The 18305-nt window shown below is 60.7% G+C and carries 18 protein-coding genes; 9 read left to right on the forward strand and 9 right to left on the reverse strand.

Going from position 1 to position 18305, the window contains the following annotated elements:
• The first annotated feature begins 34 nt into the window (after positions 1 to 34).
• From BI292_RS19510 to lnt, 4 genes are read left to right on the forward strand one after another with little or no spacing between them, the layout of a single operon-like run.
• Positions 35 to 1039: a PhoH family protein gene (locus BI292_RS19510; protein WP_101208838.1), complete on the forward strand. Its 1005-nt coding sequence runs from the start codon at positions 35 to 37 to the stop codon at positions 1037 to 1039.
• Positions 1032 to 1526 carry an rRNA maturation RNase YbeY gene (gene ybeY / locus BI292_RS19515; RefSeq protein ID WP_092277657.1) on the forward strand — a complete coding sequence of 165 codons (495 nt, stop codon included), beginning with the start codon at positions 1032 to 1034 and terminating at the stop codon, positions 1524 to 1526. Before BI292_RS19510 ends, ybeY begins: the two co-directional genes overlap by 8 nt.
• Positions 1527 to 1531: 5 nt before the next feature.
• Positions 1532 to 2371: an HlyC/CorC family transporter gene (locus tag BI292_RS19520; protein ID WP_045062079.1), complete on the forward strand. Its 840-nt coding sequence runs from the start codon at positions 1532 to 1534 to the stop codon at positions 2369 to 2371.
• A 14-nt stretch (positions 2372 to 2385) separates the two neighbouring features.
• Entirely contained in the window at positions 2386 to 3909 is a 1524-nt protein-coding gene (gene lnt, locus BI292_RS19525) for an apolipoprotein N-acyltransferase (protein ID WP_101208839.1), read from the forward strand.
• A 132-nt stretch (positions 3910 to 4041) separates the two neighbouring features.
• On the opposite strand, the gene BI292_RS19530 is transcribed toward lnt, so the two are convergent.
• Both BI292_RS19530 and BI292_RS19535 read right to left on the reverse strand, forming a co-directional pair.
• Positions 4042 to 4803, reverse strand: coding sequence for a YdcF family protein (locus tag BI292_RS19530; RefSeq protein WP_101208840.1), 762 nt, complete (start codon positions 4801 to 4803; stop codon positions 4042 to 4044).
• A gap of 88 nt (positions 4804 to 4891) precedes the next feature.
• Entirely contained in the window at positions 4892 to 5230 is a 339-nt protein-coding gene (locus BI292_RS19535) for a hypothetical protein (RefSeq protein ID WP_092277651.1), read from the reverse strand.
• A gap of 281 nt (positions 5231 to 5511) precedes the next feature.
• Here BI292_RS19535 and leuS point away from each other — a divergent pair, with 281 nt between their 5' ends.
• The 5 genes from leuS to BI292_RS19560 all read left to right on the forward strand — a co-directional run bounded on the left by leuS (position 5512) and on the right by BI292_RS19560 (position 11647).
• Positions 5512 to 8118: a leucine--tRNA ligase gene (gene leuS, locus BI292_RS19540; protein ID WP_101208841.1), complete on the forward strand. Its 2607-nt coding sequence runs from the start codon at positions 5512 to 5514 to the stop codon at positions 8116 to 8118.
• A gap of 87 nt (positions 8119 to 8205) precedes the next feature.
• Positions 8206 to 8811, forward strand: a complete 606-nt coding sequence (gene lptE, locus BI292_RS19545) for an LPS assembly lipoprotein LptE (protein ID WP_092277647.1) — start codon at positions 8206 to 8208, stop codon at positions 8809 to 8811.
• A gap of 39 nt (positions 8812 to 8850) precedes the next feature.
• Positions 8851 to 9888: a DNA polymerase III subunit delta gene (gene holA, locus BI292_RS19550; RefSeq protein ID WP_101208842.1), complete on the forward strand. Its 1038-nt coding sequence runs from the start codon at positions 8851 to 8853 to the stop codon at positions 9886 to 9888.
• A 210-nt stretch (positions 9889 to 10098) separates the two neighbouring features.
• Complete coding sequence (gene arfA, locus BI292_RS19555) at positions 10099 to 10263, forward strand: alternative ribosome rescue factor ArfA (RefSeq protein ID WP_092277643.1); 165 nt, start codon at positions 10099 to 10101, stop codon at positions 10261 to 10263.
• 61 nt (positions 10264 to 10324) lie between these two features.
• Positions 10325 to 11647: a lytic murein transglycosylase gene (locus BI292_RS19560; RefSeq protein ID WP_101208843.1), complete on the forward strand. Its 1323-nt coding sequence runs from the start codon at positions 10325 to 10327 to the stop codon at positions 11645 to 11647.
• A gap of 94 nt (positions 11648 to 11741) precedes the next feature.
• Here the strand turns inward: BI292_RS19560 and BI292_RS19565 are convergent, their stop codons facing one another.
• The 7 genes from BI292_RS19565 to mltB form a co-directional block, all read right to left on the reverse strand.
• Positions 11742 to 12692, reverse strand: a complete 951-nt coding sequence (locus BI292_RS19565) for an LD-carboxypeptidase (RefSeq protein ID WP_092277639.1) — start codon at positions 12690 to 12692, stop codon at positions 11742 to 11744.
• A gap of 174 nt (positions 12693 to 12866) precedes the next feature.
• Entirely contained in the window at positions 12867 to 13892 is a 1026-nt protein-coding gene (gene lipA, locus BI292_RS19570; protein ID WP_054052430.1) for a lipoyl synthase, read from the reverse strand.
• Between the two features lies 1 nt (position 13893).
• Positions 13894 to 14541, reverse strand: coding sequence for a lipoyl(octanoyl) transferase LipB (gene lipB / locus BI292_RS19575; RefSeq protein WP_101208844.1), 648 nt, complete (start codon positions 14539 to 14541; stop codon positions 13894 to 13896).
• Positions 14541 to 14816 (reverse strand): DUF493 domain-containing protein, encoded by a 276-nt coding sequence (locus BI292_RS19580; RefSeq protein ID WP_092277635.1) that lies wholly within the window; start codon positions 14814 to 14816, stop codon positions 14541 to 14543. The genes lipB and BI292_RS19580 overlap by 1 nt, the downstream gene beginning before the upstream one ends.
• 80 nt (positions 14817 to 14896) lie before the next feature.
• Positions 14897 to 16054: a D-alanyl-D-alanine carboxypeptidase family protein gene (locus tag BI292_RS19585; protein WP_101208845.1), complete on the reverse strand. Its 1158-nt coding sequence runs from the start codon at positions 16052 to 16054 to the stop codon at positions 14897 to 14899.
• Between the two features lie 211 nt (positions 16055 to 16265).
• Positions 16266 to 17285: a septal ring lytic transglycosylase RlpA family protein gene (locus tag BI292_RS19590; RefSeq protein ID WP_092277631.1), complete on the reverse strand. Its 1020-nt coding sequence runs from the start codon at positions 17283 to 17285 to the stop codon at positions 16266 to 16268.
• Complete coding sequence (mltB, locus tag BI292_RS19595) at positions 17285 to 18292, reverse strand: lytic murein transglycosylase B (RefSeq protein ID WP_092277629.1); 1008 nt, start codon at positions 18290 to 18292, stop codon at positions 17285 to 17287. Before mltB ends, BI292_RS19590 begins: the two co-directional genes overlap by 1 nt.
• Positions 18293 to 18305: the final 13 nt, after the last annotated feature.

Consider the following 18305-nt stretch of genomic DNA (forward strand, 5'->3'; position numbering starts at 1 on the left):
CATCCTAATTGCCCCAGGGCGGCTAAATACGACCTTGAACGCACCCATCGAACCACATCGTTTTATTCTCGAGCCCTTTGAGGCTCGCCGCTTCGCCAATCTGTGCGGGCAATTCGACGAGCATTTGCGCTTGATCGAACAGCGCCTGACCATCGAGATCCGCAATCGCGGAAACCAGTTCGAGCTGATCGGCGACCCCAAGCACACCACTTCCGCGGAAAATCTGATTCGCCGCTTGTACCGGGAAACCAAAGGTACCGAGCTGTCGCCGGATATGGTTCACCTGTTCCTGCAGGAATCGGCCGTCGAGGAAATGGACAACATCTCCCCCGCCGAACCGTCCGTCGCGCTGCGCACCAAAAAAGGCATGATTCGCCCTCGCGGCTTGAATCAGCTGCGCTACGTGAAGGAAATCCTCGGTAACGACATCAATTTCGGCATCGGCCCCGCCGGTACCGGCAAGACCTATCTGGCCGTTGCCTGCGCGGTGGATGCGCTGGAACGCGAGCAGATCCGCCGCATCCTGCTGGTGCGTCCGGCGGTTGAGGCCGGCGAAAAGCTCGGTTTCCTGCCCGGCGATCTGTCGCAGAAGATCGACCCGTACCTGCGCCCGCTCTACGACGCACTCTACGAAATGCTCGGCTTCGAATACGTGGCCAAGCTGATCGAGCGTCAGGTCATCGAAGTCGCGCCGCTGGCCTACATGCGCGGTCGCACGCTGAACAACAGTTTCATCATTCTCGACGAGAGCCAGAACACCACCGTCGAGCAAATGAAAATGTTCCTGACCCGGATCGGCTTCGGCTCCACGGCCGTGATCACCGGTGACATTACCCAGGTCGACCTGCCGAAAGGCACCAAGTCCGGGCTGCACCATGTGATCGAAGTGCTCAAAGACGTGCCGGGCATCAGCTTCACCCACTTCATGCCCAAAGACGTCGTGCGCCATCCATTGGTCCAGCGCATCGTCGAAGCCTACGAGCGCTTCGAGAATCGCCTCGACGATCAAGCGCCGAAGGACAAACGCCACGATGCTTGAGCTTGATCTGCAACTGGCCACCGAAGCGCCTGCGCCCAGCGAAGCCGAGTTCCGCCAATGGTGCGAACTGGCGCTGCGCCAGCGCACGGCGGATTCGGAAATGACCATTCGCCTGGTCGATGAAGAAGAGGCGCGCGAGCTCAATTCGACGTGGCGGCAGAAAGACTACGCGACCAATGTGTTGTCGTTCCCGGCCGATGTGCCCGATGAGTTTCTCGACATTCCGCTGCTCGGCGATCTGGTGATCTGCGTGGCAGTGGTCGAGCGCGAAGCGGCGGAACAAGGCAAGGAACTAAAAGCGCACTGGGCGCATCTGGTCATTCACGGCTGCTTGCATCTGCTTGGTTACGACCATATAGATGACGAGGAAGCCGAGGAAATGGAAGCACTGGAACGAACGTTGCTTGCCGAGTTGGGCTATCCCGACCCTTACGCCGACGACGAAACCGACACCCCCCCTATCGTTACAACAAAGGATTCAGAGTAATCGCTATGAGCGAAGATCGATCGAGCAACGGGCAGAAGTCATGGCTGGGTAAGCTCACCCAGGCTTTTGCCCACGAGCCGAAGAACCGCCAGGAGCTGCTGGAGCTGCTGCGCGACGCACACCAGAACAAACTGTTGGACAGCGAAGCGCTGGCCATCGTCGAAGGCGCCATCCAGGTCGCTGACCTGCAAGTACGGGACATCATGGTCCCGCGCTCGCAGATGATCAGCATCAAGGCGACCCAGACACCTCGCGAGTTCCTGCCCGCCGTGGTCGATTCGGCCCACTCCCGCTACCCGGTGATCGGCGAAAGCCACGATGACGTGATGGGCGTGTTGCTGGCCAAGGACTTGCTGCCGTTGATCCTCAAGGAAAACGGCGACAGCTTCAACATCAAGGATCTGCTGCGCCCGGCCACTTTCGTGCCGGAGTCCAAGCGCCTGAATGTGCTGCTGCGTGAATTCCGCGCCAACCACAATCACATGGCCATCGTCATCGACGAATACGGCGGTGTGGCCGGCCTGGTGACGATTGAAGACGTGCTGGAACAGATCGTCGGCGACATCGAAGACGAACACGACGTCGAAGAAGACAGCTACATCAAGCCACTGCCCAGCGGTGATTTCCTGATCAAGGCACTGACGCCGATCGAGAACTTCAACGAGTTCTTCGACAGCGAATTCTCCGATGACGAGTTCGACACGGTGGGCGGCCTGGTGATGAGCGCGTTCGGGCACTTGCCGAAACGCAACGAAATCACTGAAATCGGCCCGTATCGCTTCCGTATTTTGAATGCTGACAGCCGTCGGATTCATCTGCTGCGCCTGACACCTATTGCCCGGTAACTCTAAGGATTGAAATGCATCGTCTGACCCGCCCCGGCTGGCCCGGTAACCTGCTGGCCGTGGTGGCCGGTGCACTCACTACCCTGGCGTTGGCGCCGTACGATATCTGGCCGCTAGCGTTGCTCGCGGTCGGTTTTTTCTATGCCGGTTTGCGTGAACTGAGCCCGCGTCAGGCCTTGGGCCGTGGCTGGTGTTTCGGTTTCGGCCTGTTCGGTGCCGGCACCAGTTGGATCTATTACAGCATCCACCATTTCGGCGGCGCTTCGGTGCTGCTGGCCGGTTTCCTGATGCTGATCTTCACCGCCGCGATTGCCTGGTTCTTCGCCCTGCCCGCCTGGCTCTGGGCGCGCTGGTTGCGCCGTAACGAAGCGCCGCTGGCGGATGCCTTGGCGTTCGCCGCGTTGTGGGTCGGCCAGGAAGCGTTTCGCGGCTGGTTCCTCACCGGTTTCCCGTGGCTCTATTCCGGTTACAGTCAGTTGGACGGGCCGCTGGCCGGGCTGGCGCCGCTGGGTGGCATGTGGCTGATTTCCTTTGCGCTGGCGCTGACGGCTGCGCTGCTGTGGAATGCTCCGCGCCTGCTCCGCACCGGGCGCAAAGGCTTTATTGCTGCCGGCGTATTGCTGCTGGTCGGGCCGTGGATCGCCGGTATCGCGCTCAAGGAACACGCCTGGACCAGCCCGGCCGGTGCGCCGCTGAGTGTCGCGGCGATTCAGGGCAATATCGAACAAAGCATGAAGTGGGACCCGGCGCAGCTCAATTCGCAGTTGGCGCTGTACCGCGACATGAGTTTCAGCGCCAAACGCGTCGACCTGCTGATCTGGCCGGAAACCGCGGTGCCGGTGCTCAAGGAGTCCGCCGAGGCTTACCTGAGCATGATGGGCACCTTCGCCGCAGAGCGTAAAACGGCGCTGATTACCGGTGTGCCGATTCGTCAGGAAGTGCGCCACGAGCGGCGCTTCTTCAACGGTATTACAGTGGTCGGCGAAGGCGATGGCACGTACCTGAAGCAGAAACTGGTGCCGTTTGGCGAATACGTGCCGTTGCAGGACGTGTTGCGCGGCTTGATCGCGTTCTTCGATCTGCCGATGTCGGACTTCGCGCGCGGCCCGGCCGATCAGGCGATGCTGCAAGCCAAGGGTTATCAGATCGCCCCGTTCATTTGTTACGAAGTGGTTTACCCGGAGTTTGCCGCAAGCCTCGCCGCTCGCAGCGATTTGCTCCTGACGATCAGCAACGACACGTGGTTCGGCCGCTCGATCGGGCCGTTGCAGCATTTGCAGATGGCGCAGATGCGTGCGCTGGAAGCAGGTCGCTGGATGATCCGCGCGACCAATAATGGCGTAACGGCGCTGATCAACCCGTTCGGCCAGATCACCACGCAGATTCCGCAGTTCGAACGCGGGATTTTGTACGGCGAAGTGGTGCCGATGCACAACCTCACGCCTTATCTGCAATGGCGCTCGTGGCCGCTGATCATCGTTTGTGTGCTGCTGTTTGGCTGGGCGCTGGTGGCGAACCGGATGGCTAAAACTGTCTAAGTGATCGCACAACGGTGGCGAGGTGGCTTGCCCCCGTTCGGCTGCAAAGCAGTCGTTCTTGAGCAATGTCACTCAAAGAATGCCGGGGCCGCTTCGCGCTCCTACGGGGGCAAGCCCCCTCGCCACGAGTGCTCAGCGATAAAACACTGAATACCCGACCTGCCCCACCGCTTCATTGAGCAGTTGCCCGCTCTGCCAGATCGATTTGAATTCCGGCATCCAGCCGCCCAGCGGCCGGGCGTTGTCCGTTCCGAGGAATCCGACTGGCGCCGCCACCACCTCAAAACCCGCCGCCTCAAAACTCCAGACCGCGCGCGGCATGTGCCAGGCCTGCGTCACCACCACCACACGCTTGACCCCTGCCGGCAACAATATCTGTGCGCTGAACTGCGCGTTTTCCCAGGTCGTGCGGCTGCGTTCTTCCTGCCAACGCACGCTCACGCCGAAATCATCGAGCAGCGAATCCGCCATCAATTTCGCCTCACTCGGCGGCGTGCCGTAATGCAGGCCGCCGGTGGTCAGGATTGGCAAACCGGAAGCTTTCGCCAGCCGCGCTGCGTATCGCTCGCGCTCCAGGCCAACGCCGGTCGGTTGATCCGCGCCCCACGCGAGGTCGCCGCGCTCGCGCCCCGAACCCAACACCACGATCGCGTCCGCACGCTGCGCCAGCGTCGCCCACTCTTCGCGCGCCAGCGGCGGCTCGCGCTCCAGCAGTTTGGCGCTCCATTGCACCACCACCGGCAAACTCATCAGCAAAAAACCGCCAAAACCCAAGGTGAAGCACACCGCCGCCAAGCGCGGGCGCGAGCGGCGGAACCACCACGCAAGCGCCAGCAACAGCAGAAGAATGCCGGGCGGCAATAGAAGTTGTTTAACGAAATAACGAAAAGGCATCGAGCATCTCCAAAAGATGCCCGAAGCCTAAGTGGGTTGATGCAACGCGACAACTGATGTGCAGAACTAAACTGCAAAAAACCCTACGTCACGGTTTCAAGTGCCCTTGCTTGAATGGCAGCGACCGGACCTTTACCGCGTCCCTGCCGGGTGCCTTGTCCTTTAGCCAGATGATCTTGGCCGAACGTGGGGCGTCGAGCTGCTTCACTGCTTCAGACAAGCATCCGTGTGTCTCACGTTCACTGCGGTCCAGATACGCTTTGACCAGTGCAAACTCTGCGGGGCTCAGGCCACGCAACTCCAGCTCCAATGGACGTTCATCACGCAACCGATCAGCAGTTTTCGCCGCGTCCAGGGCCATCCCCAGACGGTCGATCAATCTTTCGTACAGCTCCGGTTTTGTAACTTTACGTTGTGACTCAACCATCCCTCACCTCATTGAAGATATGACTCACTCCCCAATTAGGAGCTTAGCTTCCATCAACAAACCGGCTGAACGCTGCGACCAACGGCCCTCGCGGCGTGATTTGCGCGAGCGCGTGCCTGTAATCAGGGTTTCCCTCGATAGAGTGCGGTCATGTATGCTACGGCGCTTCCTGTAACTCCACTTCCAGCTCGCCTGGACAGCGAAACGCCGATTTGGCGTGATCAGCGTCCGGCATTGCATCGAAGAGGATTAGGCCACCCCTATTCAGTTCAAAAGTAGCCATGCACGAACAATATCAGCCCCGTGAAATCGAAGCCGCCGCCCAGTCGTTCTGGGACGAGCAAAAGTCCTTTGAAGTCAGTGAACAGCCAGGCAAGGAGACTTTCTACTGCCTGTCGATGTTCCCTTACCCCAGCGGCAAGCTACACATGGGGCACGTGCGCAACTACACCATCGGCGACGTGATCTCCCGCTATCAGCGCATGCTCGGCAAAAACGTTCTGCAACCAATGGGTTGGGACGCGTTCGGCATGCCGGCGGAAAACGCCGCGATGAAAAACAACGTAGCGCCCGCCAAGTGGACCTACGAAAACATCGCCTACATGAAAACCCAGCTGCGCAGCCTGGGCCTGGCGGTGGATTGGTCGCGTGAAGTGACCACCTGCAAGCCGGATTACTACCGCTGGGAACAATGGCTGTTCACTCGCCTGTTCGAAAAAGGCGTGATCTACAAGAAGAGCGGCACCGTGAACTGGGACCCGGTCGACCAGACCGTCCTGGCCAACGAACAAGTGATTGACGGTCGCGGCTGGCGTTCCGGCGCGCTGATCGAAAAGCGCGAAATCCCGATGTACTACTTCAAGATCACCGCGTACGCGGATGAGCTGCTGTCGAGCCTCGACGATCTGCCGGGCTGGCCTGAACAGGTCAAGACCATGCAGCGCAACTGGATCGGCAAGTCGCGCGGGATGGAAGTGCAGTTCCCGTACAACGTCGATTCGATCGGCGAAAGCGGCGTTCTCAAAGTCTTCACCACCCGCCCGGACACGTTGATGGGCGCGACTTACGTTGCGGTCGCCGCCGAGCACCCGCTGGCCACCCTGGCCGCGCAGAACAATCCTGAGCTGCAAGCGTTCATCGCTGAATGCAAGGGCGGCAGCGTCGCTGAAGCCGACGTCGCCACTCAAGAGAAAAAAGGCCTGCCGACCTCGCTGTTCGTCGAGCACCCGCTGACCGGCGAGAAGTTGCCGGTGTGGGTCGCCAACTACGTGCTGATGCATTACGGCGACGGCGCAGTGATGGCAGTCCCGGCGCACGACGAACGTGATTTCGAGTTCGCCACCAAGTACAGCCTGCCGATCAAGTCGGTCGTACGCACCAGCTCCGGCGACAGCAACCCTGCCCCGTGGCAAGACGCCTACGGCGAGCACGGCACGCTGATCAATTCCGGCGAGTTCGACGGCCTCGACTTCGAAGGCGCTTTCGACGCGATGGAAGTCGCGCTGATCAAGAAAAACCTCGGTGCCTCGCGCACGCAGTTCCGCTTGCGCGACTGGGGCATCAGCCGCCAGCGCTATTGGGGCTGCCCGATCCCGATCATTCACTGCGAAACCTGCGGTGATGTGCCGGTCCCGGAAGATCAACTGCCTGTCGTACTGCCGGAAGACGTGGTGCCGGATGGCGCCGGTTCGCCACTGGCGCGCATGCCCGAGTTCTACGAGTGCAGCTGCCCGAAATGCGGCCAGCCTGCCAAACGTGAAACCGACACGATGGACACCTTCGTCGAGTCCTCGTGGTACTACGCTCGCTACGCCTCGCCGCACTATGAAGGCGGGCTGGTGGAAAAATCCGCAGCCGATCATTGGTTGCCGGTCGATCAATACATCGGCGGCATCGAACACGCAATTTTGCACCTGCTGTACGCGCGCTTCTTCCACAAGCTGATGCGTGACGAAGGCCTGGTGAGCTCGGACGAACCGTTCAAGAACCTGCTGACCCAAGGCATGGTGATCGCCGACACTTATTACCGTCGCGAAGCCAATGGTGCCTACACCTGGTTCAACCCGGCGGACGTCGAACTCGAACGCGACAGCAAAGCCAAGGTTGTCAGCGCCAAGCTGATCGCCGACGGTCTGCCGGTGGAAATCGGTGGCACCGAGAAAATGGCCAAGTCGAAGAACAACGGCGTTGACCCGCAGTCGATGATTGACCAGTTCGGCGCGGACACCTGCCGACTGTTCATGATGTTCGCTTCGCCGCCCGACATGAGCGCCGAATGGTCCGACTCCGGCGTCGAAGGCTCGCACCGCTTCCTCAAGCGCGTCTGGCGTCTGGCGCAGGCGCACGTGACTCAGGGCCTGCCGGGCAGACTCGACGTCGCTTCGCTGAACGATGCGCAGAAAGTCATTCGTCGCTCGATTCACCAGGCGATCAAGCAAGCGAGCCATGACGTTGGCCAGAACCACAAATTCAACACCGCCATCGCCCAGGTGATGACGCTGATGAACGTGCTGGAAAAAGCCCCGCAAGGCACCGAACAGGATCGCGCGCTGATTCACCATGGCCTCGAAACCGTGGTCCTGCTGCTGGCGCCAATCACTCCGCACATCAGCCATGAACTGTGGAATCAACTGGGTCACGCCGACCCGGTGATCGACGCAGGCTGGCCGGTGCTGGACGAGAGCGCGCTGGTGCAGGACAGCCTGCAACTGGTTATTCAAGTCAACGGCAAGCTGCGCGGCCAGATCGAAATGCCCGCCAGCGCCAGCCGTGAAGAAGTCGAAGCCGCCGCACGGGCCAATGAAAACGTGCTGCGTTTTGTCGATGGCCTGACTATTCGTAAAGTGATCGTAGTGCCCGGGAAACTGGTCAATATCGTCGCCAGCTAATTGGATCAGGCGCCAGGTGAGCCTGGCGCCGAGTTAAACCTTTCGGGCCGCACGGTCGGCCCACCTGGTTTCAAGGGGAGCAACAAGATGATCAAACGCAATCTGCTGGTGATGGGCCTCGCGGTCCTGTTGAGCGCCTGCGGTTTCCAGCTGCGCGGTACCGGCACCAACGAACTGGCGATCAAGGAACTCGACGTCAGCGCGCGCAATGCCTACGGCGAAACCGTGACCCAACTGCGCCAGGTGCTGCAGAGCAGCGGCGTCAACGTCTACACCGGTGCGCCGTACAAACTGGTGTTGACCGACGAGCAGGAAGGCCAGCGCATCCTCAGCTACGCCGGCGCCGGTCGGACTGGCGAGTACCAGGTGACCACCGTTCTGAGCTACGACATCCGTGGCGAGAACAACCTGAGCCTGATGAGCGACAAGCTTGAAGTGCAGAAGGTGTTCATCCACGACGGCAACAACCTGGTGGGTTCCGATCAGGAAGCCAATACCGCCAAGACTGAAATCCGTCGCGAACTGGTTCAGCGCATGATGCTGCGCCTGCAACAGATCACGCCGACCCAGCTGGATCAGTTGCAACAGACCGCCAACGCACGGGCCAAGGCTGAAGCCGACGCCCTCGAAGCGGCGCAGAAGGCTGAAGCGGAAACGCCGCGCCAATCGCCGATCGAAGTCCCGCAGCAATAAGACTTACGGGGCGCTCAGGCGCCCCGTTTGCACTCTCTTATGAAACTCGCCCCCGCCCAACTCGCCAAACACCTGCAAGGTGCCCTCGCGCCGGTCTACATCATCAGCGGCGATGACCCGTTGCTGTGTCAGGAAGCGGCGGACGCCATTCGCGCCGCTGCCCGTCAGCAGGGTTTCGATGAACGCCAAGTGTTTGCCGCCGACGCCAGTTTCGACTGGGGAACGCTGCTGCAGGCCGGCGCGAGCATGTCGCTGTTCGCTGAAAAGCGTCTGCTGGAATTGCGTTTGCCTTCCGGCAAGCCCGGTGACAAAGGCGCGGCAGCGTTTATCGAATACTGCTCGCGCCCGGCGGAAGACACCGTGTTGCTGATCAGCCTGCCGAAACTCGACGGCGCCGCGCAGAAAACCAAGTGGGGCAAGGCGCTGGTCGACGGCGCGCAAACCCAGTTCGTGCAGATCTGGCCGGTGGATGCCAACCAGTTGCCGAGCTGGATTCGTCAGCGTTTATCGCAGGCCGGTTTGTCGGCGACGCAGGACGCGGTGGAGCTGATCGCGGCGCGGGTCGAGGGCAACTTGTTGGCCGCCGCGCAGGAAATCGAAAAGCTCAAGCTGATGGCCGAGGGCGGGCAGATTACCGTCGAAACCGTGCAGGCGGCCGTCGCCGACAGTGCGCGTTTTGATGTGTTTGGCCTCACCGACGCGATTCTCAACGGCGAAGCCGCCCATGCCTTGCGCATGCTCGAAGGGCTGCGTGGCGAAGGCGTCGAGCCGCCGGTGATTCTCTGGGCGCTGGCCCGCGAGTTGCGGCTGCTGGCCAATCTGTCGCTGCAATACAGCCAGGGTGTGCCACTCGACAAAGCGTTCAGCTCGGCCCGGCCACCGGTCTGGGACAAACGCAAACCGCTGATGAGCAAAGCCCTGCAACGCTACTCGGCGCAACGCTGGGCGCAGTTGTTGCTGGAAGCGCAGCGCATCGACGCGCAGATCAAGGGGCAAGCGCCAGGTTCGCCATGGATGAGCTTGAGCCGGCTGTCGTTGTTGATGGCTGGGCAGCGGCTGTCATTGCCCGCCGAGTAAGGTCTTTTGTGGCGAGGGGGCTTGCCCCCGCTGGGGCGCGAAGCGGCCCTCAAATATGCAACCGAGTTTTTCCAGGCACTAAGTGGACGCAGGTTTTGCGACTGCTTCGCAGCCGAACGGGGGCAAGCCCCCTCGCCACAAGGGACTGGACAGACCTTCAACTTCGGCAGATTATTCGCAGCGCAAACCCACTCCGTCGAGAGAATCATCATGAGCAAAAAGCCATCTGAAAATGGCCCGAACAAGGCCAAATCCATCATCGCCCAGCCACTGTTCCGCAGCCGTCAGGAACGAGCCGGCAAGGGCAAAGGCAGCTACCGCCGCGAAGCCTTCCAGTCTAATAGCTGGGAGGCTTCTTACTTTCTGGCTGCTTGAAGCCGAACCCCCCTTCTCCATGTTAAGGTCTGCACCTGATTCGTATTCCCTGGACCTGTGCATGCCCCTTCGTCTTTCCCGTCGTTGGCCCCTTCGCCAATTGATTGCCGCCTCCAGCCTCATTCTGCTTGTCGCCTGCGCCGAAAAACCGACCGCCGCCGACGCCCAACCGCTCAAGACTGTTCCCGTCGCAACCGCGCCTGCGGTGATCCAGCCCGTGGTGCCGACCGGCGACAACCTCGACCTGCAACCGACACAGACCTTCGCTGAATGGCAGGCCGGTTTCCGCAAGGACGCCCTGGCCGCCGGCATCCGCGCCGACCTGTTCGACCGCGCGTTCGCCAATATTAGCTTCGACGACAGCGTGATCCGCGCCGACCGCAGCCAACCTGAGTTCTCCCGCCCAGTGTGGGAATACCTTGATGGCGCACTGTCGCCACTGCGTGTGCGCAAAGGTCAGGCGCTGGTCAACCAGTACGCCGAGATCTTGCAAAGCATCGAACAGCGTTACGGCGTCGACCGCCAGGCACTGGTCTCGGTGTGGGGCATGGAAAGTAATTTCGGGCAGTTTCAGGGCAGCAAGTCGGTGATCAATTCTCTGGCGACCCTCGCCTATGAAGGTCGCCGTCCCGCGTTCGCTCACGCGCAATTGATCGCCGCGCTGCAGATCCTGCAACAGGGCGACATCACTCCGGAGAAGATGCTCGGCTCCTGGGCCGGCGCCATGGGTCAGACCCAGTTCATTCCGACCACCTACAACACCCACGCCGTGGATTTCGATGGCGACGGTCGCCGCGACATCTGGGGCAGCCCGGCCGATGCCTTGGCCTCGACCGCGCACTATCTGCAAAGCTCCGGTTGGCAGCGTGGCCAGCCGTGGGGTTACGAAGTGCAGCTGCCGGGCAGCTTCGATTACGTGCTGGCTGACGGCACGATTCGCAAGAGCGTCGCCGAATGGCGGCAACTGGGTGTGAACATGCCGAATGGCCGCCAGGTTCCGCCAGGCACCGAGAACCTGTCCGCTGCCCTGCTGTTGCCGGCCGGTTATCGCGGCCCGGCGTTTCTGGTGTTCGACAACTTCCGCGCGATCCTCAAGTACAACAATTCGTCGTCCTATGCGTTGGCGGTGAGTCTGTTGTCCGAGCGTTTCAGCGGTGGTGGCCTGATCAACGGCAGTTGGCCGAAGGATGATTTGCCGCTAAGCCGCAGCGAGCGGATCGAGCTGCAAAACCTGCTGAGCGCGCAGAACTACGACGCCGGCACGGCTGACGGCATTATCGGCGCCAATACGCGCAAAGCGATCCGCAGCGCCCAGCAGTCGTTTGGCTGGCCGGCAGATGGCTATCCGACGCATAAGTTGCTGGAAGGATTGCGTAACCGTTAAAAGCTTCGCGGGCAAGCCTCGCTCCTACAGGACTGTGTGATCCGTGGGAGCGAGCTTGCTCGCGATGACTGACTGACTGACTGGCGACTACGCTCTAACGCTTGACCACCACATCCTGCTCCAACACCAACACTTTATTCCCCGCATCCAGCTTGACCAGCGCGCCCATCGGCAAGGTCAGGTTCGGATCACAATGCCCGCTGCGCCACCCCGCCAGCACCGGAATCCGCAAGGGTTCGAAGGTCTGCTTGAGCAGCCGTGCCAGCGCCGCGCTTTCCACGCCCGCCACATCCCCGACCAGAACCCCGCGCAGCTTGCCCAGCGTGCCTGCCAGGCGCAGATGCGTAAGCAGCCGGTCGATGCGGTACAGCGGCTCGTTGATGTCTTCGATAAACAGAATCGCGCCTTCGGCCTCGATTTGGTAAGGCGTGCCCATCACCGCGGCGATCATCGACAGATTGCCGCCCAGCAAACGCCCATGAGCGATGCCCGGCTCGATCGTCGTCAACGGATAGGCCACCGGGTGCGCCAGCACGCTGCCAGCCTTCACTTGCCCGCGCAGCATGTTGAAGAATGACGACTCGGTAGGTTTCTGTTTATCGCCCAGCAGATCGGCGTTGAGCAGCGGCCCATGAAAGGTCACGAACCCGGCATATCGGCTGATCGCCAGATGCAGCGCGGTAATGTCGCTGTAGCCAATGAACGGCTTGGGATTGGCGCGCAGCACGTCGAAGTCGATGCCATCCAGCAGCCGCGGCGTGCCGTAACCGCCGCGCAGACAAATGATCGCGTCGACGTCGCTGTCGGCGAATGCTGCGTGCAGATCATTCAGCCGCGTCTGGTCGCTGCCGGCCAGGTAACCGTCAGATTGGTAAACACCGGGAAATACACGCAGGGAATAACCACGGGCGCGCATCCATTGCACGGCTTTGTCGGTGTCCAGCGGCGCAGGCCCGGCGGGCGCGATGACGCCAATCAGGCCTTCCGACGGCAGCGCCGGGACAGGCGCGTGGGGGAACAGCGTGTGGGTCGGTCGAACGGTCATCCTTGAATCTCCCAGCGTAAAAACTTCTGCACACAGTAGTCAGGAATGCACATAAACAGAAGGCTTGAAATGCGCCACGGCCTGCGGGGAAAACCGGCAATGCCTGCAGGCGAGGCAAAAAAACGCCCGCGTGGCGGTAAAGCCATGCGGGCGATTGTGCACGTCAGCGGCGAATTACAACGCCGAGATCAGCTCGGCTTTAACCAGCTTCGCTTGCTCGTCGGCGTGGTACGAGGAACGTACCAACGGGCCGGACGCGACGTTCTTGAAGCCCATCTTGTAGCCTTCCTCGGCGAACCAGGCAAACACGTCCGGGTGCACGAAACGTTGCACCGGCAAGTGGCTGCGTGACGGTTGCAGGTACTGGCCGAGGGTCAGCATGTCGATGTCGTGTTCGCGCATGCGCTTCATGACTTCGATGACTTCTTCGTCGGTTTCGCCCAGGCCGAGCATCAGGCCGGACTTGGTCGGAATGTGCGGCATCATCTGCTTGAAGCGTTGCAGCAGGGTCAGCGACCACTGGTAATCGGAGCCCGGACGCGCAGCCTTGTACAGACGCGGCACGGTTTCGAGGTTGTGGTTGAACACATCCGGCGGCTCGGCGGCGGTGATTTCCAGCGCCACGTCCATGCGTCCACGGTAATCCGGGACCAGGGTTTCCAGCTGCACGTTCGGCGACAGTTTGCGGATCTCGCGGATGCAATCGGCAAAGTGCTGGGCACCGCCGTCACGCAGGTCGTCGCGGTCAACCGAGGTGATTACCACGTACTTGAGTTTGAGGTCGGCGATGGCAATCGCCAGGCTCTCCGGCTCGTTGACGTCCAGTGGTTTCGGACGACCGTGGCCGACGTCGCAGAACGGGCAGCGACGGGTGCAGATGTCGCCCATGATCATGAACGTCGCGGTGCCGCCAGAGAAGCACTCGCCCAGGTTCGGGCAGGACGCTTCTTCACAAACGCTGTGCAGCTTGTGTTTGCGCAGCAGGGCCTTGATGCGGTCGACTTCCGGCGACACCGGGATGCGCACGCGAATCCAGTCGGGTTTCTTCGGCAGTTCGGTGGTCGGAATGATCTTTACCGGGATGCGTGCAACCTTCTCGGCGCCGCGCAGCTTGACGCCGGCTTCAACCTTGGCACGTGGGGCCGGGCGCTCGGTAACATCCAGCGTCGGGATCATGGTTTGCACTGCATCAGTAGTCATATCAGTCGATTCCGCCCGTAAGGGTCGTCTGCTCAGCATAGTCGAGGTGTTTGACGAGCTGCGCGCGCAGCCGGGCACTTACCTCGGCAAATACAATCGATCCTGCGTGATCACTCAGCTGGGTCATCGCCAGCCCGGCGTAGCCGCAGGGATTAATTCGTCGAAACGGTTCCAGGTCCATGTCCACGTTCAGGGCCAAGCCGTGAAAGGAACAACCATGGCGGATCCGCAGCCCCAGGGAAGCGATTTTCGCCCCGTCGACGTAGACACCCGGCGCGTCTGGCTTGGCAGCGGCAGTAACGCCGTAGCTGGCCAGCAACTCGATCAGGCAGTGTTCCATGCGGGTGACCAGGTCACGCACGCCGAAACCCAACTTGCGTACATCCAGCAACAGGTAGGCCACCAACTGGCCCGGACCGTGGTAGGTCACCTGACCACCGCGATCGACCTGCACCACCGGAATATCGCCCGGCAATAACAAGTGTTCAGCCTTGCCGGCCTGGCCCTGGGTGAACACCGGTGGGTGCTCGACCAGCCAGATTTCGTCCGCGGCGTCAGTGCCGCGTTCGTTGGTAAAACGTTGCATGGCATGCCAGACCGGCTCGTAAGCCATCTGGCCAAGCTCGCGAAAGCCCACCGCGCCAGACATCACAACACCATGTGCACGAAACCGGTAGCCCGCAACTCGCTGTTGATGTCGTACAGCTGTTCTTGACCGGTGGCGACGATGTGCAACTGGATAGTGGTGTACTTGCCGTTGGTGCTTTGACGCTCGTCGATGCGTTCATCGTTGATGGTCGCGTGTTTCTTGACGATGTCGATGATCTGGTCTTTGTTACCCGCGCCGGTATCGCTGATCACTTTGACCGGATAATCCTTCACCGGGAATTCGATCTTTGGCGCCTTTACTTCGGTATCTGTCATGGCGTAACGGCCTCGTAAGCCGTGGCAACGGACATGGCCGCGTCCCGGATCGGAACGCGGCCATGCAAGTCCACACTAAATCAGTTGAACAAGCCGTAGAAGAATAGACGGATGCTATCCCACATGCGGCGGAAGATACCACCCTCCTCGACGCCATCCAGAGCGATCAGGTCAGCGCTGTGCACAACCTTGTCGTCCAGTTTGACTTCGACTTTACCGATCACGTCGCCCTTGGCGATTGGCGCGATCAGTTGCGGGTTCATGGTCATGCTGGCGGCGAGCTTCTTCAGCTGGCCTTTTGGCAGGGTCATGGTCAGGTCTTGGGCCAGGCCGGCCTTGACTTGATTGGTGGTGCCTTTCCAGACAGGTGCCTGAGCCAGCTCGGCGCCTTTCTGATAGAAGGTCTGGGTTTCGAAGAAGCGGAAACCGTAAGTCAGCAGTTTTTGCGTTTCGGAGGCGCGAGCCACTTCGCTGTTGGTGCCGAACACCACGGCGATCAGGCGCATGCCATCACGTACAGCCGAAGACACCATGCAGTAGCCGGCTTCGTCGGTGTGACCGGTTTTCAGACCGTCAACGGTCTTGTCGCGCCACAGCAGCAGGTTGCGGTTAGGCTGCTTGATGCCGTTCCAGAAGAACTCTTTCTGCGAGTAGATCGCGTAGTGAGCCGGGTCTTCGTGGATGATCGCGCGAGCCAGCACGGCCATGTCATGAGCCGACGAGTAGTGCTCCGGGTTTGGCAGACCGGTCGGGTTCATGAAGTGGCTGTTGGTCATGCCCAGGTCGGCCACGGTTTTGTTCATCATGTCGGCGAACGCGTCTTCGCTGCCGGCAATGTGCTCGGAGAGCGCAACACTGGCGTCGTTACCCGACTGAATGATGATGCCGTGCAGCAAGTCGCTGACGGTTACCTGCGAGCCGACCTTGATGAACATCCGCGAACCGCCGGTGCGCCAGGCGTTTTCGCTGACCGTCACCGGGTCGTTTTCGCCGATCTGGCCACGACGGATTTCCAGCGTCGCAATGTACGCGGTCATCAGTTTGGTCAGGCTGGCTGGCGGCAGGCGCTGGTCACCGTTGTTCTCGACCAGCACGTTGCCGCTGCTGGCGTCCATGAGCACGTAGGATTTGGCGGCCAGTTGAGGTGGCGACGGCATCATTTCTACCGCAAAAGCGGCAGGCGTGATGAACAGCGGGACTAACAGGCACAGGCGTTTGGCAAAGGTGGTGATGTTCATCCGTCTCTCGAAATCGCTAATGGAAACTGCCCTAGGGCAAAACTAATCAGACGGCTTCTAACAGGCCGTCGCGTGTTCAGTCGTTCACTCACAACCCTTGCCGGGCTTTTGTTCTTGACGAGCCAACAACCAGGTTCTCCCCCCAAACCGCAAGCGAACCTTAAATCTAGTGAACCTTGAATCAAGCAAACCTTGAAACAAATAACGCGTATTACTCGGCGGTGACCAGGCTCGGCGAACCGAGATTGGCCAATCGCACGCTGTTCTGCACTTGCTGGATTTCACCCGGTGAGCCCATCGGCCCCAGGCGCACCCGATGCAGTGTCTGTTGGTTGCGCACTATCGAGCTGATGAACACCGGAGCGCTCACCATCCCGCTGAGCTTCGATCTCAGCAGTTCTGCAGCGTCCGGGTTGGCGAACGCGCCCACCTGCAGATACTGGCCAGACGCTGGTACAGAAGCGTTTTTTTTTGCATCAATCTGCACGGGCACTACGGCGGCGGCGTGTTGCTGCGGCGGTGGTGTCCATTGTTCGACCTTGCCGGTCGACGCGGTAATGGTCGGCGCGGCATTTTGCGCCACTTGCGGCTCGTTGAGCATCAACGGCGCCGGACGGCCCTTCTGCGCCCACCACTGCTGCGGATCGATGCCTTCGACCTTGACCCGCGCGGTGCCGGTTTCGGCATAACCGAGCTTCTTAGCTGCCGCGTAGGACAAATCGATGATGCGGTCGGAGTAGAACGGCCCACGGTCGTTGACCCGCAGAACCACAGTCTTGTGGTTGTCCAGGTTGGTCACCCGGACGTAACTCGGCAGCGGCAAGGTCTTGTGCGCGGCACTCATGCCGTACAAGTCATAGACTTCGCCGTTGGCAGTGTTCTGGCCATGAAACTTGGTGCCGTACCACGACGCCGTGCCCGAGGCCACGTAGGTCTTGGATTCCTGCAACGGGAAATAGGTCTTGCCCAACACCGTGTACGGGTTGGCTTTATAAGGACCGCTGTGCAGGGTCGGCGTGGCGTCCGGGATGCGCGAAACATCGACGTCCCACCACGGCGCGCCATCTTTGTGGGCGCGGTTGATGTCCAGCCCCGGCGTCGCGCGCACGGCGGTGGAAGTGGATTTCTGCGCCGGTGCGCGAGTGGTGGTGGTCGAACAACTGGCGACCAGCACCGCCAACCCGGCGAATGCCATCAGCTTCAGGGGTTTATTCATAGGCAATGCCCGCATTACTTGACGCCCCGTGCTTGGACCAGCTGTTCAGACAGTTGATGTACGGCCATGGCGTACATCACGCTGCGGTTATAACGCGTAATTGCGTAAAAATTCTTCAGGCCCATCCAGTACTCGGGGCCCTTGTCACCTTCCAGGCGGAAAGCGGTGACCGGCATATCATCGCGCAGCGCATCATGACTCGACCACCCCAACGCTCGCAACTCCCCGACGGTTTTAGTCGGTTCGATGCCCGTGGTCAAACCCTCGTCAATCTGCTCGCCACGCACATCGGCGCGGCTGACTACCGGTTCGCCGGCGACCCAGCCGTGATGCTTGAAATAACTGGCAACGCTGCCAATGGCATCGTCCGGATTGGTCCAGATATTAATGTGGCCGTCGCCGTCGAAGTCCACGGCGTAGGCGCGAAAGCTGCTCGGCATGAATTGCGGCAGGCCCATCGCGCCGGCATACGAGCCTTTCAACGTCAGCGGGTCGACTTGCTCTTCGCGGGCCAGCAGCAGGAATTCACGCAATTCCTTGCGGAAGAATTCGGCACGCGGCGGATAGTCGAAACCCAAGGTCGACAAGGCGTCGATCACTCGGAAGTTGCCGGTGTTGCGCCCGAAGAACGTCTCGACACCGATGATCGAAACGATCACCTGGGCCGGCACGCCGTATTCCTGCTCGGCACGCGCCAGAACGGCTTCATGCTGACGCCAGAAGTCCACACCACGGGCGATGCGCGCGTCGGTGATGAACATCGGGCGATATTCGTTCCACTGCTTGACCCGCTCGGCAGGTTTCGAGATCGCGTCCAGAATCGACTGCTTGCGCTCGGCCTCACGGAACACGCCCATCAACTGTTCACCGGCGAAACCGTAGTCGCGGGTCATTTCACCGACGAATTCGGCCACCTGAGGTGAACCTTCGTAATCGCCGGCCCGCGTTTCCGCAGTACCAAGGATGCCTACCAGGCTGACCCACGGAGCGTATCGAGTCGCCCAGCCACGCATTGCTTGCATTGAAATCTTCACC

Source organism: Pseudomonas sp. 43NM1 (genome assembly GCF_002836905.1).
GTDB classification, from domain to species: Bacteria; Pseudomonadota; Gammaproteobacteria; order Pseudomonadales; family Pseudomonadaceae; genus Aquipseudomonas; species Aquipseudomonas prosekii.

What these genes read in the sequence shown, in the direction of transcription:
- lipA (WP_054052430.1), bottom strand. Translation starts at nt 13,892, where the DNA reads ATGACTACTGATGCAGTGCAAACCATGATCCCGACGCTGGATGTTACC.
- BI292_RS19565 (WP_092277639.1), bottom strand. Translation starts at nt 12,692, where the DNA reads ATGACCGTTCGACCGACCCACACGCTGTTCCCCCACGCGCCTGTCCCG.
- BI292_RS19530 (WP_101208840.1), bottom strand. Translation starts at nt 4,803, where the DNA reads ATGCCTTTTCGTTATTTCGTTAAACAACTTCTATTGCCGCCCGGCATT.
- lnt (WP_101208839.1), top strand. Translation starts at nt 2,386, where the DNA reads ATGCATCGTCTGACCCGCCCCGGCTGGCCCGGTAACCTGCTGGCCGTG.
- ybeY (WP_092277657.1), top strand. Translation starts at nt 1,032, where the DNA reads ATGCTTGAGCTTGATCTGCAACTGGCCACCGAAGCGCCTGCGCCCAGC.
- BI292_RS19580 (WP_092277635.1), bottom strand. Translation starts at nt 14,816, where the DNA reads ATGACAGATACCGAAGTAAAGGCGCCAAAGATCGAATTCCCGGTGAAG.
- BI292_RS19560 (WP_101208843.1), top strand. Translation starts at nt 10,325, where the DNA reads ATGCCCCTTCGTCTTTCCCGTCGTTGGCCCCTTCGCCAATTGATTGCC.
- BI292_RS19585 (WP_101208845.1), bottom strand. Translation starts at nt 16,054, where the DNA reads ATGAACATCACCACCTTTGCCAAACGCCTGTGCCTGTTAGTCCCGCTG.
- lipB (WP_101208844.1), bottom strand. Translation starts at nt 14,541, where the DNA reads ATGTCTGGCGCGGTGGGCTTTCGCGAGCTTGGCCAGATGGCTTACGAG.
- BI292_RS19590 (WP_092277631.1), bottom strand. Translation starts at nt 17,285, where the DNA reads ATGCGGGCATTGCCTATGAATAAACCCCTGAAGCTGATGGCATTCGCC.
- lptE (WP_092277647.1), top strand. Translation starts at nt 8,206, where the DNA reads ATGATCAAACGCAATCTGCTGGTGATGGGCCTCGCGGTCCTGTTGAGC.
- holA (WP_101208842.1), top strand. Translation starts at nt 8,851, where the DNA reads ATGAAACTCGCCCCCGCCCAACTCGCCAAACACCTGCAAGGTGCCCTC.
- BI292_RS19535 (WP_092277651.1), bottom strand. Translation starts at nt 5,230, where the DNA reads ATGGTTGAGTCACAACGTAAAGTTACAAAACCGGAGCTGTACGAAAGA.
- arfA (WP_092277643.1), top strand. Translation starts at nt 10,099, where the DNA reads ATGAGCAAAAAGCCATCTGAAAATGGCCCGAACAAGGCCAAATCCATC.
- leuS (WP_101208841.1), top strand. Translation starts at nt 5,512, where the DNA reads ATGCACGAACAATATCAGCCCCGTGAAATCGAAGCCGCCGCCCAGTCG.
- mltB (WP_092277629.1), bottom strand. Translation starts at nt 18,292, where the DNA reads ATGCAAGCAATGCGTGGCTGGGCGACTCGATACGCTCCGTGGGTCAGC.
- BI292_RS19520 (WP_045062079.1), top strand. Translation starts at nt 1,532, where the DNA reads ATGAGCGAAGATCGATCGAGCAACGGGCAGAAGTCATGGCTGGGTAAG.